This window comes from Actinokineospora xionganensis (assembly GCF_014323725.1).
Lineage (GTDB): Bacteria > Actinomycetota > Actinomycetes > Mycobacteriales > Pseudonocardiaceae > Actinokineospora > Actinokineospora xionganensis.
Window position 1 is genome coordinate 49949 of the sequence record NZ_JABVED010000019.1, and the last position, 13110, is coordinate 63058.

Annotated in this window: 10 protein-coding genes; 3 read left to right on the forward strand and 7 right to left on the reverse strand. The window is 70.6% G+C overall.

Annotation, left to right across the window (positions count from 1 at the left end):
* Positions 1–69: 69 nt before the first annotated feature.
* Positions 70–1143, reverse strand: a complete 1074-nt coding sequence (locus GPZ80_RS26545; protein ID WP_187223813.1) for an amidohydrolase family protein — start codon at positions 1141–1143, stop codon at positions 70–72.
* On the reverse strand, positions 1140–2678 hold the full coding sequence (gene ffh / locus GPZ80_RS26550) for a signal recognition particle protein (protein WP_187223814.1): 1539 nt from the start codon (positions 2676–2678) through the stop codon (positions 1140–1142). The genes GPZ80_RS26545 and ffh overlap by 4 nt, the downstream gene beginning before the upstream one ends.
* A 226-nt stretch (positions 2679–2904) precedes the next feature.
* Between ffh and GPZ80_RS26555 the strand changes: the two genes are divergently transcribed.
* Positions 2905–4836 (forward strand): hypothetical protein, encoded by a 1932-nt coding sequence (locus tag GPZ80_RS26555; protein WP_187223815.1) that lies wholly within the window; start codon positions 2905–2907, stop codon positions 4834–4836.
* Positions 4837–5014: 178 nt separating this feature from the next.
* On the opposite strand, the gene GPZ80_RS26560 is transcribed toward GPZ80_RS26555, so the two are convergent.
* Genes GPZ80_RS26560 through GPZ80_RS26570 form a run of 3 tightly spaced genes read right to left on the reverse strand, consistent with a single transcriptional unit; the run spans position 5015 to position 9075 of the window.
* Complete coding sequence (locus GPZ80_RS26560; RefSeq protein ID WP_187223816.1) at positions 5015–7396, reverse strand: [protein-PII] uridylyltransferase; 2382 nt, start codon at positions 7394–7396, stop codon at positions 5015–5017.
* 3 nt (positions 7397–7399) lie between these two features.
* Positions 7400–7738, reverse strand: coding sequence for a P-II family nitrogen regulator (locus tag GPZ80_RS26565; RefSeq protein WP_133794075.1), 339 nt, complete (start codon positions 7736–7738; stop codon positions 7400–7402).
* Positions 7739–7743: 5 nt separating this feature from the next.
* Positions 7744–9075: an ammonium transporter gene (locus GPZ80_RS26570; protein WP_222719910.1), complete on the reverse strand. Its 1332-nt coding sequence runs from the start codon at positions 9073–9075 to the stop codon at positions 7744–7746.
* Between the two features lie 221 nt (positions 9076–9296).
* Between GPZ80_RS26570 and GPZ80_RS26575 the strand changes: the two genes are divergently transcribed.
* Both GPZ80_RS26575 and GPZ80_RS26580 read left to right on the forward strand, forming a co-directional pair.
* Complete coding sequence (locus GPZ80_RS26575) at positions 9297–9869, forward strand: (2Fe-2S)-binding protein (RefSeq protein WP_187223818.1); 573 nt, start codon at positions 9297–9299, stop codon at positions 9867–9869.
* Positions 9870–9896: 27 nt separating this feature from the next.
* A complete protein-coding gene (locus GPZ80_RS26580) occupies positions 9897–10166 on the forward strand; it encodes a hypothetical protein (RefSeq protein ID WP_187223819.1) in 270 nt (89 codons plus the stop codon).
* 190 nt (positions 10167–10356) lie between these two features.
* Here GPZ80_RS26580 and GPZ80_RS26585 read toward each other — a convergent pair whose 3' ends face one another.
* Together GPZ80_RS26585 and aceB are read right to left on the reverse strand one after the other, a co-directional pair.
* Positions 10357–11580 carry a DUF6986 family protein gene (locus GPZ80_RS26585; protein ID WP_187223820.1) on the reverse strand — a complete coding sequence of 408 codons (1224 nt, stop codon included), beginning with the start codon at positions 11578–11580 and terminating at the stop codon, positions 10357–10359.
* Position 11581: 1 nt separating this feature from the next.
* A complete protein-coding gene (gene aceB / locus GPZ80_RS26590; protein WP_187223821.1) occupies positions 11582–13108 on the reverse strand; it encodes a malate synthase A in 1527 nt (508 codons plus the stop codon).
* Positions 13109–13110 lie beyond the last annotated feature (2 nt).

Below are 13110 nucleotides of genomic sequence, written 5' to 3' on the forward strand. Positions count from 1 at the left end.
GCCTCCCCTGTGTCCGGATGTCGCTATTCCAGTGTGGGCCAAGAGACTAGCCGCGGTGGGGTGAGCGGGTTAACCGACCACCCGGCCGCGCAGCACGATCCGCTTCGGGGAGCGCAGGACTTCCAGGTTCTTCCGGGGGTCTTCGTCGAAGGCGAGAAGGTCCGCGGCGGCGCCTTCGGTGAGGCCGGGCCAGCCCAGCCACGACCTTGCGCCCCAAGAGCCAGCCGCGATGGCTTGTTCGGTGGTCATACCCGCTTTGTGCAGGGCGATGATCTCGTCGACCAGCCTGCCGTGGGCGATTCCACCACCGGCGTCGGTGCCCGCGTAGACCTGGACGCCCGCCTCGACGGCCTCGGCGACCATGCCGGACGCGCGCGCGTGCAAGTCGAGCATGTGCTGGGCGTACTTCGGGTACTTGCCCGCGCCCGCCGCGATGCCGGGGAAGTTCTCGATGTTGATCAGGGTGGGGACCAGCGCCGTGCCGCGTTTCGCCATCTCGGTGATGACGTCGGTGGTGAGGCCGGTGCCGTGTTCGACGCAGTCGATCCCGGCGTTGATCAGGCCCGGCAGCGCGTCTTCGCCGAAGACGTGGGCGGTGACCCGGGCCCCCGCGGCGTGGGCGACCGAGATCGCCTCGGCCAGCACGTCGTCGGGCCAGAGAGGGGCCAGGTCGCCTTCGGCGCGGTCGATCCAGTCGCCGACGAGTTTGACCCAGCCGTCGCCGTAGTCGGCCTGCTCGGCCACGGCGGCCGGGAGTTGCTCCGGGTCGCCGACGTCGATGCCGAGGTGGGGGATGTAGCGCTTGGGGCGTGAGAGGTGCCTGCCCGCGCGGATGATGCGCGGCAGGTCCAGGCGCTCCTGCAGGGGCCGGGTGTCGATCGGGGCACCACAGTCGCGGATGAGCAGGGTGCCCGCGTCGCGGTCGGTTTCGGCCTGTTCGGCGGCGGTGTCGAGGTCGACGGGGCCGTGGGGGCCGATGCCGACGTGGCAGTGCGCGTCCACCAGACCAGGGACCAGGAAGCCGCCGTCGAAGACCGTTTCCGCACCCGGGACGGGCAGGGTGCGGACGCGGCCGTTGACGATCCAGATGTCTTGTTCGTCTTCGCCGGGCAGGATCACCCCGCGCAGGTGCAGCGCCGTCACTTGGTCTTGGGGAACTTCAGCTTCGACGGGTCGAAGCCGGGCGGCATCTGGTCGAGCCCGCCGAAACCGGGCGGCAGGCCGCCCTGCGGGCTCGGCGGCAGCTGCGTCAGGTCGGGCATTCCGCCGGGGAAGCCGGGCATGCCGCCGCGCATCTTGGGCGGGGTCGGGCCGCGGCCCTTCTTCCCCTTCTTCCCCTTTTTGCCCTTCCCGGCGGCGCGGCCGCCGGGCATGCCGAAGCGGCCCGCCATCTGCTGCATCATCTTCTTGGCGTCGTAGAAGCGGTTCACCAGGTCGTTGACCTCGCGGACCTGCACGCCGGAGCCCTTGGCGATGCGCAGTCGCCGGGACGCGTTGATGATCTTCGGGTCGTTGCGCTCGGCCGGGGTCATGCCGCGGATGATCGCCTGCAGCCGGTCGATGCTCTTCTCGTCGACCTGGGCCAGCGCGTCCTTCATCTGGCCCGCACCGGGAAGCATGCCGAGCAGGTTGGCGATCGGGCCCATCTTGCGGACCGCGAGCATCTGCTCGAGGAAGTCCTCCAGCGTCAGCTCGCCGGTGCCGATCTTGGCCGCGGCCTTCTCGGCCTGCGCCTGGTCGAAGTGCTGCTCGGCCTGCTCGATGAGGGTGAGGACGTCGCCCATGCCGAGGATGCGCGAGGCCATCCGGTCGGGGTGGAAAGCGTCGAAGTCCTCGAGCTTCTCGCCGTTGGAGGCGAACATGATCGGCATGCCGGTCACTTCGCGGACCGACAGCGCGGCGCCGCCCCGGGCGTCGCCGTCGAGCTTGGTGAGGACCACACCGGTGAAGCCGACGCCGTCGCGGAACGCCTCGGCGGTGGTGACGGCGTCCTGGCCGATCATCGCGTCGACGACGAAGAGGACCTCTTCGGGGGACACGGCGGCGCGGATGTCCGACGCCTGGCGCATCAGCTCCTCGTCGACGCCGAGGCGGCCCGCGGTGTCGACGATGACGACGTCGTGCTGGGCGCGGCGGGCCTCGTCGAGGCTGTCGCGGGCGACCTTGACCGGGTCGCCGACGCCGTTGCCGGGCTCGGGCGCGTAGACCGCGACACCGGCGCGCTCGGCGACGACCTGCAGCTGGGTGACGGCGTTGGGGCGCTGGAGGTCGCAGGCGACCAGCATCGGCGCGTGGCCTTGGCCCTTGAGCCAGCGGGCGAGCTTGCCCGCGAGGGTCGTCTTACCGGCACCCTGCAGACCCGCGAGCATGATCACGGTTGGCGGGGTCTTGGCCAGGTTGAGCCGCCGGGTCTCGCCGCCGAGGATGGCGACGAGTTCCTCGTTGACGATCTTGATGACCTGCTGGGCGGGGTTGAGCGCGCCGGAGACCTCGGCGCCCTTCGCCCGTTCCTTGATCTTCGCGATGAAGGTGCGCACGACCGGCAGCGCGACGTCGGCTTCCAGCAGCGCGATGCGGATCTCGCGCGCGGTCGCGTCGATGTCGGCGTCGGTGAGCCTGCCCTTGCCCCGCAAGTTCTGCAGGACGGATGTGAGCCGGTCGGAGAGTGTGTCGAACACGAGTGTGGCGCTCCAGCCAATCAGGTCAACTCAGTCGGCAAGCGGGCCGAGTGCGAGCCCAGCCCCGACCGAGGGTAACTCGTCCGCCTCCCCGGAATTTTATCGGTGGTCACCTGCCTCGTAATGGCGAGGCAGGTGGGCGACCGTGGTCGGCTGACGTCACGGTCCCCTTAGGTGCCGATCCGTAGCGTCTGTCAAACCTGATCAACTCGCGTGGGGGGACACCATGAGCGACCCGGAAGTCGGCACCAACAAGCTAGCGGCCCGGTTGACGGTCACCGCGGCCCTCTTACTCGGCATCAGCACCATCGTGCTGTTCACGGCTCTTCCCGGCCCCGGCGGGCGGTTCGCGCTGCTCGCCGTCGTCATCGTGCTCGGCGTCGCCGTCTTCGCTGCCGGGTCGCGCGCGTTCGGCCGGTTCGCGTACGCGGTCGGCCCGGCGGTGTGTCGCGGCATCGGCGGTGGGGCGATCGTGCTCGGCGCCTACTTGAGCGGACCGCTCTTAGTCCACGTCGTCGGTGAGACCTCGCTGGTCGTGTCCGTGCTACTGACCTTCCTGCCCGCGTTCCTCGCGCTTGTTGCCCTGGCTCTGAAAGGGGCGGACGCCGGCGTCGTGGGTGCGGCGGCCGTCGTCCCGACAGTGCTGGTGCTGCTTCTGGCAGCAGGAGAAGCAGGCCCAGGAACGACCGCGCTGAGCCTGCTCGCGCTGGCGGTCGTGGCAGCCGTCATCGCCGTGCCCGCGCCGTCGTCGTGGAGCACGGCCGGGATCAGCGCGGGCTCGATCGCGGCCGCCGCCGCGATCGGTGGCGGCGCCACCCCGCTGGGCGCGGTCACCGGGCCGTCGGTCGTCGACGCGGTGCCCGAGCCCGCGATGCGAGTCCTCGTGATCGTGGCAGGCCTTGCCTTGATAGCCCTGTTCGGCGCGCTCGCGATGCTCCGCCGCGACACGGCGGGCGGAGTGCTCGTCGCGCTGGCTCTCGCCAGCCCCGTGCCGATGCTCGTCCACGACCAAATGGTTCCGGGCCACGTCGACTCGGCGTCGATCGCGATGGCCGCCGTGCCGCTGGCGGTGGTGATCGCCGTCGCCTGCGCCGTCACACTCGACGCGGCGCGGCAGTTCGCCGGGCGGCTGGCGGGGTGGCTGCGGCCGGGTGGGTCGACCACTGTCCCCGCACTGCTGTCGGTGGCGGGGTTGACAGCGGTCGTGTTCGCCGCACAGCCCCTGCCCTCGATGGTGGCGGATCACCGGCTGCAAGGCGCGATCGCGGTGGTGCTGCTCGCTTTCGCGGTGGCGTTGGCGCTCCGACTAACCGGCATGCCTGGTGCGGTCGTGGCCGTGGCCGCGCTGATCGGACTGCAGACGATGTCGCCGTGGCGGCGGCTGCTCGCGGGTCTGGTCGACAACGCGGGAGATCCGTTCGCGCACCTGAAGGTCATCGTCGGGGTCACGGTCGTGGCGGCGGTCGCCGTGAGCTGGCTGCTCGTGCGCAGGCACCGGCATGTGGGCGTGGTCGCGGCCGCCGCCTACCTGCTGGCCGGAACGCTCGCCGACCTCGTGCGGGCGAGCGCCTTGCTGGGCGGCTGGTCGGACCGGGAGGCCGTGTGGGTCACCACGACGATCGTGCCGCTGCTCGTCCTCGGCCTGCCCGCCGCGGTGGCGGCCTTGGTCGCCCGCGGCACCGCGACCCGGGTGTCGGGTCAGGCTGTCGCCGCGCTGATGCTGGCGATCGGCGGCTTCTCCTTGTTCAAGGCGCTGCTGCGGACGTTCTCCGGCGCGAACCCGGGAATGCCGACCGTCCTGACGCCGACCGATTTCACCGCGCTCACCTCACTGGACCAAGCGGGTGTCCCGGTCGCTTTTGGCGTCGCGGGGCTCCTCCTGTTGGCGGCTCTGGCGACCTTGTCCACCACGAGGCACCCGAACGCGGCCGTGACGGCGGCGGCGATGCTCTTCGTCGTGGGCGGCGCGCAGGTCGTGCTCGGAATCGCGCTGCAGGCAGGCGGCGGCGCGGCGTTCGACTTGGCGCAATGGATCGTGCTGGGTGTCAGCGCGGTGGGGACGGCCGCGGCGATCGTGGCCGTCCGTTCGACACCGTCCTATTTGGCCGCAGGGCAGGCCCGACCCCCAGGCGGGCCCCTCCCTGCGGCACAGACCTGACGGCCTGCTCGAACACGACGGGACGAGGCCCGACCCCTCGACGGGCCTCCTCCCTACGTCGCCCGGTGAGTGGGTGGGCCCTCCCCGGACCGCCCCTTCACCTGACAAGAAGAAGACTGTCAAGGATCGGCCGCCCGTCCCAGCGTGATCACCCGCGAGTAGGGATGAGTAGGTCTACTTATTTGCTGGCCCGCAAAACCGCGGACTCGACCACGTGCCGCCAGCCCGCGGCCCTGCCGGGGACGAAGCTGAAGGAGTCGACGGCCGAGCCGCCCATGGTCGCCACCCTGGCCCACAGCACGTCGATCCCGCAACGCTCCAAAGCGGACGCGACGCTGTGCAGCAGGCCGATCCGGTCGGCGGCGCGCAGTTCCAGGACGACCGCGGCGCCGTCCTCGTCGCCCGCCTCGTGGTCGAACCACAGCACCCTGGGGTCGGGCGCGTCCTCGGCGCGGCCGCCGTAGTCGCGTTCCTTGGCGGCCAGTTTGTCCGCCAGGGGAAGGGATCCGGCTTCGGCGCGGAGGAACTGCTCGCGCAGCAGCGCCGGGTCCGGCATGGAGCCGAAGCGCGGCGTCACGGAGAACACGCCGACCGCGGCGCCCGCGTAGGTGACGAGCGACGCCGCGTGGACCTCGAGGAGGTTGAGGGCCAGCACACCGGCAGCCCGGGACAGCACGCCGGGACGGTTCTTCGCGGCGAGGGTGATGGTGGCGACGTTGTCGCTCGTGTCGACCAGGAAGTCCGCCTTGCCGGTGGCGTTGACCGCCTCGGCGAGTTCGGTCTGCGGGACGCTCAGCGGGATCGGGCCGGGCAGTTGCTCTCCGGCCATCGCGGCGCGGCAGCGGGTGACCAGATCCGTTGTGAGGGCGGCTTTCCAGTCCGTCCACACGCCGGGGCCGGTGGCCAGCGAGTCGGCCTCGGCGAGAGCGTGCAGCAGTTCCAACAGGACCGGGTCGCCGCCGAGGACGTCGACGACGCGCAGCACGGTGGCCTCGTCCTCGACGTCGCGGCGGGTCGCGGTGTGCGGCAGCAGCAGGTGGTGGCGCACCATCGCCGAGAGCGTGTCGACGTCCTGTTTGGACAGTCCAAGGCGGGCGCCCACCTGGGTGGCCAGCGCGGCGCCGACGATCGAGTGGTCCTGGTCGCGCCCCTTGCCCAGGTCGTGCAGCAGCGCGCCGATGAGCAGCAGGTCCGGCCGGGAAACCCGGGTGACCAGGCGGGACGCGTTGACCGTCGTCTGCACCAGGTGACGGTCGACAGTCCAGATATGCGCGGCGTCGCGCGGGGGCAGGTCGCGCACGGCGCCCCACTCGGGGAACAGCCGGGCCCACAGGCCGGTGCGGTCGAGCGCCTCGACGACGTCGGTCAGCCCCTCCCCCGCGCCCAGCAGCGACACCAGGTCCTGGCGGACCTCGGCGGGCCACGGCGCGCGCGGTTCGGGCGCGTGGTCGCTCAGGCGCGACAGCGCGCCGGGGGCGATCGGGTGGCCGGTGCGGCCGGAGGCGGCGGCGACGCGCACCAGCAGCCCCGGGTCCTTGCCGGGGTCGGCGTCGCGGGCGAGCGCGACCTCGCTGCCGTGCAGCACGACGCCCTCGTCGAGTGGGCGGCGGTCGGGGCCGCGGCGGAGCAGGCCGAGGACCCGCTTGCCGTTGGCGGCGCCGGTGGAGCGCAGCGCGACGTCCATCGCGTAGGCGACGGAGCGGCCCGCGCCGGACAGGGCCCTGGCCAGCGCGAACCGGTCGGCCAGACCCAGTGCCGCGGCGATCTCGTCGCCGTCCTGAGGCTGCAGGATGTCGCGCGGACGGCCCGCGATGCGGCGCAACTCGGTTCGGGTGTCGAGCAGGAGGGTGTGGGCGGCGACGACGTCGGGGCCCGGTCTGTCGATCAGCTGGGCGAGCGAGAGGGCGTCGAGAATGCCCAGGTCACGCAGGCCACCGCGGCCGTATTTGAGGTCCGGTTCGACCCAGTGGGCGACCTCGCCCGCGCGGCGCCAGCGCTGCTTGACGGACTCGATCAGCTCGCCCAGCCGGTTGCGCACGCCGGTCCGCCACTGCTCGCGGGCGGACGTGGCCAGCCGGACGGTGACCTCGGCGTCGCCCGCGAGGTGGCGGGCGTCGAGCAGGCCCAGCGCGGTCCGCAGGTCGGCCTTGGCGACGTCTAGTGCCTCACCGACCGTGCGGACGGAGTGGTCGAGGCCGACGCCGGAGTTCCACAGCGGGTACCAGAGGCGTTCGGCGATGGTGTCGACCGCCTTGCGGCCGTCGTGCACCAGCACGAGGTCGAGATCGGAGTACGGGACCAGCTCGCGCCTGCCCAGTCCGCCGACCGCCAGCAGCGCCACCCCGCCGCCGCGGCCACCGACGCCGGCCTGGGCGGCGGCGGCCGTCAGCCAGAACTCGTGCAGGTCGGTCAGCGCCTCGCGCAGCGTGTCCGGTGCGAGCCGGTGGCCCGACTGAGTCGACTGCCCAGACGGGCTGGCGGACCTGGCACCCTGACCGAGAAGCCGGTCACGAGCGAGCACCAGGTCCGCCGCCGTCGGGGAACTTTCCCCCGTTGTCATGATCTAGATCGCGTCCGTCCCGCGCTCTCCGGTGCGGACCCGAACCACGGTCTCGACCGGTGTGACCCAGACCTTGCCGTCACCGATCTTGCCGGTGCGCGCCGCCTCGACTATCGCGTCGACGACCTTGTCGCCGGTCGTGTCGTCGGCCAGCACCTCGACCCGAATCTTCGGGACGAAGTCCACCGAGTACTCCGCGCCGCGGTAGACCTCGGTGTGGCCCTTCTGCCTGCCGTAGCCCTGGACCTCGGAGACCGTCATGCCGAGCACGCCGATCTGTTCCAGTGCCGCCTTCACGTCGTCGAGGGTGAAGGGCTTGATGATCGCGGTAACCAGCTTCATGTCCTTCAGCCTTCCTTACCGGCGGCGGCGGTGGCGGAAACCTTCTCGGCGGTGTGTTCGGCGTGCTTGGCGGACGTGGTGCCGCCAGAGCGCAGGCTGGAGAACTCGTAGCCGCTCTCCGCGTGCTCGGCCTCGTCGATGCCCGTGGCCTCGGCCTCGGCGGAGACCCGGAAACCGATCGTCTTCTGGATGATGAAGGCGATGATCAGGGTCGCGACGAACGAGTAGGCCATGACCGCGCCCGCGGCCGCCGCCTGCTTGCCCAGCAGTTCCAGGCCGCCACCGTAGAAGAGGCCTTCCTTGCCCGCCGAGTTCACCGACGTGGTGGCGAACAGGCCGATCAGGATCGTGCCCGTGAGGCCACCGACGAGGTGGACGCCGACGACATCGAGCGAGTCGTCGTAACCCAGCTTGAACTTCAGGCTCACCGCGAGTGCACACAGGACACCGGCGACGAGGCCGATGGCGAGGGCACCGAGCGGGTTGACGAAGCCACACGCCGGCGTGATGGCGACCAGGCCCGCGATGGCGCCGGAAGCGGCGCCGAGCGTGGTCGGCTTGCCGTCGCGGATCTGCTCCACGATCAGCCAGCCCAAAATCGCGGCCGCGGTGGCGGCGGTGGTGGTCAGGAACGCGACACCGGCGAGGTCGCCCGCGCCGAGCGCCGAGCCCGCGTTGAAGCCGTACCAGCCGAACCACAGCAGACCGGCGCCGAGCAGGACGAAGGGCAGGTTGTGCGGCCGCATGGGCTCACGCGGCCAGCCCTTGCGCTTGCCGAGCACCAGCACGAGTGCCAGCGCCGCGGCGCCGGCGTTGATGTGGACCGCCGTACCACCGGCGAAGTCGAGCGCGCCGAGCTTGTTGGCGATCCAGCCGCCGACGAAGTCGGTGCCGGTGACGCCGTTGAAGTTGAACACCCAGTGGGCGACCGGGAAGTACACGATCGTCACCCAGAAGGCGATGAAGATCGTCCACGACCAGAACTTCGCGCGGTCCGCGATCGCACCAGAGATCAGGGCCGCGGTGATGATCGCGAACATGAGCTGGAAGACGACGAAGACGACGTGCGGGATCTGGTGGCCGTCGACCCACGGCGCCGCCGCGTCGGTCGGCGCGACGCCGACCAGGGTGCCGACGATGTTGTTCAGGTTGACGAAGTCGAAGCCGCCGAGCAGGCCGCCGCCGAGGTCGTTACCGAAGGTCAGACTGTAGCCATAGAGCACCCAAAGCACGGTGACAACACCGAGCGAGATGAAGCTCATCATGAGCATGTTGAGCACGCTCTTCGCGCGCACCATACCGCCGTAGAAGAATGCGAGGCCGGGAGTCATCAGCATGACCAAAGCCGCGCTGATCAGCACCCAAGCTGTATCTCCTGCGTTCACATCGTCCTCCCGTGAACCTGTTGATTGCCGGGAAGCATGGGTTTGTCCTGTTTCGCGGGATCGCTTACGACGTTTCGCCCACGTGAACTGTCGGCCTGGTCGTGTTACGGACAAGTTTCCTCTACGGGCTGTATTCGATCGACTACCGAATCGTGTCGGTAACGTGATCCGCTGTGGACGCTGCCCCGATCTCGCTCATCCAAGACGCCGGGTGGCTCTCCGCGCAGATCGCACTGGCGTCGCGGCGATACCGGACCCGCGACGAGGCGGTGCTGGGAGTGCTGTGGTGGTACTCCGCCAGCCTGGTCCTGCTGGGGCCGGTCGTGGAGTCGTCGGCGGATCCCGCTTCGGTGACGCTGATGGTGGAGCCGGACGGGCGCGTGCTCTCGGCGACCGCGTCGGCTTTGTGCCGGGATCCGGGGCCGCGGTTGCGGGAGGTCATCGCGGCGTCCGTGGATTCCCTGGCGGGATCGACCGGGGCGTCGGAGCGGGCGCTGTGGGCGATCACGACGGACTCGTTGGCGAACCGGGTGCTGTGGGCGAGCGGGCGACCGGCGGACGCGGTCGCGCTGGCGCGGGCGGTCGGGCCGGAGCTGCCGGTGCCGCGGTTCGTGGAGGTCGGCGGCCGCACCGTGGTGCGGAGGGCGTCGTGTTGCCTTGTTTACCAGACGCCGGGCGCGGACAAGTGCGTCAGCTGTCCACGACAGACCCCGGCCGAGCGGGACAGGCGGCTCGGCATGATCTAGCCGCAGCCTTGAGACATGCTGTGAGCCATGCGACTGCACATAAGCATCGATGACGGTGTCATCGAGGAACTCGACAAACGGGTCGGCGCCCGTCAGCGCAACGAGTTCATCGAACGGGCGGTCCGTCAAGCCCTCGGCGATCTCCAGCGAGCAGAGACCCTTGAGCAGGCGCTCGGATCGATCGAAGACCCTGGCCCCCAGTGGGGTGACGATCCCGCCGGATGGGTTCGCAATCAGCGCACCGACAGGGCAGCGGGCGGTCAGGCTGCGCCAACCTCATCGACATCACCGTCCTGATCCTCGTAGAGATCGCCCGGATGCTGATCGACTGCGCGAGCTGATCTCCTCGCGGGGGCTCGTTACCGCCGCGATCAAAGTAGACGAGACGACCGAATGGGACCGAGTCCGCGCGTCTGTCGCGAAACGCCGAGTTCGCCGGACCTGGCAACGGGATTCGAGGCTCGTGAAAGCCGATGACACGGGTCGGTCAATGGCGACGGGACAGCGCTGTCAGGGAATCCGGGGTGAGCCCGCTGTAGCCGGTCACCTCCGCCTCGGTCAGTGCGCCGCAGTCGATTGCCCTGGTCAGCGAGGTCGCCAAGGCGGCCGCGGTGGCGGGTTCGTCGAGGATTGAGCCGGTGGTGCGGGACATGTAGGCCGCCAGGCGGGCGCCGTCGCCTTCCGCGGTTTCCAGGTGGTGGGTGAACACCGCGCAGTAGCGGGAGACCAGTTGCGCCGGGTGCAGGTCCCAGCCCTGGAAGAAACCGCGCGAGAGCGATCTGCGGACCAGCTTGTAGTGCGTCAGCCAGCCGTGGCGGACGTTGTCGCCGACCGGCAGGACGTTGGAGGAGCCGTCGGACAGGCGGACGCCCGTTCCCGAGGCCCCTACCTGCATGGCGTTGCGGGCAAAGTCGCAGGCGGGGTGGGCGAGGTGCTGGTCGGCGGCGCTGAGGCCGCAGGCGGCGGTGTAGTCGTAGGTGCCGAAGTGCAGGCCCGAGACCCGGCCCGCGCCCGCGTCGATCAGCCGGGGGACGGCGAACCGTCCTTTGTGGTCGATCACGGCCTGGGTGGTCTCGATCTGGATCTCGAACCGCAGCGATCCCTCCGGCCATTCGAGCCGCTGCTCGCACAGCTCCAGCAGCTCGACGAGCGCCGTGACCTGCTCCGGGCCGGTGACCTTCGGGAAGGTGATGACGAACCCCGGCGGCGGCGTGCCCAGGTCGGTCAGCACGACGTCGAGGGTGTGGACCGCCCGGTGGGTCAACTCGGCGGTGTCGAACGACTTCATCCGGATGCCGACCCCGGCCAGGCCCCACGCGCCCATCAGCGTCGCCGCTTTGGCCGCGTCACCGTCCTCGGTCTCGTCGTCGCGGTTTCCGTAGCCGTCCTCGAAGTCGACGCGCAGGTCCTCCACCGGTTCGCGTTCGAGCTTGGCGCGGACGCGCTCGTACACGGTCGCGGCGAGTGCGGCGGGCACCCCGATGATCGCCGCGACGGCGGCCGGGTCGGGTAGGTGCTCGTCGAAAGCGGCGAGCGCCTGAGCGCCCCACCGGGCGGGCAGGTCGTCGGTGATCTTGTCCGCCGGGACGTAGCAGGTGTGCACCGGCTGGCGCCCGCCCTGGTCTCCGGGATACCGCCGGGACCGCTCACGGTCCACTTCGGACAGCCGGTGGGTGAGCACGGCGAGGAACGAACCGTCGATGGTGCGCATGTCAGATCCGCTCGTAGGCGGGAACGGTGAGGAAGTCGACGTACTCCGGTGCCAGGGCCACGTCGGCGAACAGCTCGACCGCGGCGGTCAGCGGCTGCTCGGCGAGGATCGCCCACACCAGGTCGGCGCTCACCTGGTCGCCGGTGTCGAGCACGACCTTGTTGCGCACCCACTGCCACACCAGCGACCGGGAGATCTCGGCGGTCGCCGCGTCCTCCATCAGGTTGTGGATCGCCGCCGCCCCGGTGCCCGCCAGCCAGGACTCCAGGTAGCGGACACCGATGTCGATCGCCGACCGCAGTCCGGCCATCGTCGCCCGGCCGGGCGTCGCGGACACCGCGAGAAGGTCCGCCGCGCTCACCGACACGTCCTCGCGGAGCCGGTCAAGCTGGTTGGGGCGGTCGCCCAGCGCCGCGTCGAACACCTCACGGCACACCGGGACCAGATCGGGGTGGGCCACCCATGAGCCGTCGAAGCCGTCGCCCGCCTCCCGCCCCTTGTCCTCGCGCACCTTCTCCAGCGCCCGCGCGGTGACGTCGGGGTCACGCCGGTTCGGGATGAACGCCGCCATCCCGCCCATCGCGAAAGCGCCGCGCCGGTGACACGTGCGCACGAGCAGTTCGGTGTACGCGCGCATGAACGGCGCGGTCATGGTGACGGCGTCGCGGTCGGGCAGGACGAACTCCGGGCCCGCGTCGCGGAAGTACTTGATCAGGCTGAACAGGTAGTCCCACCGGCCCGCGTTGAGGCCGGAGGCGTGCTCGCGCAGTTCGTAGAGGATCTCGTCCATCTCGAAGGCGGCCGGGATGGTCTCGATCAGGACGGTTGCGCGCACCGAGCCATGGGCGATGCCGAGTTCGCGCTCGGCGTGGGTGAACACGTCGTTCCACAGCCGTGCCTCAAGGTGGCTCTCCATCTTGGGCAGGTAGTAGTAGGGCCCGGCCACTCGCGCGTTGTGGAAGAAGTGCAGACCGAAGTCCACCAGAGCCCCGATCGCGCGGCGGCCGTCAAACAGCACGTGCTTCTCGTCGAGGTGCCACCCGCGTGGGCGCACGACGATCGTCGCCGGGCGCTCCGCCGTCACCGCGTAGTGCTTGCCCTCGGGCGAGGTGAACTCCAGCCGCCCGCGCGCGGCGTCGAGCAGGCTGACCTGGCCGGACACGACGTTGCGCCAGTGGGGGGTGTTGGCGTCCTCCAGGTCGGCCAGCCAGACGCGCGCGCCGGAGTTGAGCGCGTTGATCGCCATCTTGGCGTCGGTCGGCCCGGTGATCTCGACCCGCCGGTCGGTCAGCGCGGGCGGCGCGGGCGCGACCCGCCAGTCCGACTCACGGATCTCACGGGTCTCAGGCAGGAAGTCGAGCTTGCCCTCCCGCGACGCCCGCTCCCGCTTGAGCACCCTGGCCCGCAGCAGTTCGTCGCGCCGGTCGGCGAAGGCGTGGTGCAAACCCGCGACGAAAGCCAGGGCGTCGGGCGTCAGGATGTCCGCGTCGCGCTCGACCGGCTCGCCAAGCAGCTTGATGTCGACCATGG

Bases quoted from the DNA above. Each gene is read 5' to 3' on its own strand.
- aceB (WP_187223821.1), bottom strand. From the start codon at position 13,108: ATGGTCGACATCAAGCTGCTTGGCGAGCCGGTCGAGCGCGACGCGGAC.
- GPZ80_RS26560 (WP_187223816.1), bottom strand. From the start codon at position 7,396: ATGACAACGGGGGAAAGTTCCCCGACGGCGGCGGACCTGGTGCTCGCT.
- GPZ80_RS26555 (WP_187223815.1), top strand. From the start codon at position 2,905: ATGAGCGACCCGGAAGTCGGCACCAACAAGCTAGCGGCCCGGTTGACG.
- GPZ80_RS26565 (WP_133794075.1), bottom strand. From the start codon at position 7,738: ATGAAGCTGGTTACCGCGATCATCAAGCCCTTCACCCTCGACGACGTG.
- GPZ80_RS26570 (WP_222719910.1), bottom strand. From the start codon at position 9,075: ATGCTGATGACTCCCGGCCTCGCATTCTTCTACGGCGGTATGGTGCGC.
- GPZ80_RS26580 (WP_187223819.1), top strand. From the start codon at position 9,897: ATGCGACTGCACATAAGCATCGATGACGGTGTCATCGAGGAACTCGAC.
- GPZ80_RS26585 (WP_187223820.1), bottom strand. From the start codon at position 11,580: ATGCGCACCATCGACGGTTCGTTCCTCGCCGTGCTCACCCACCGGCTG.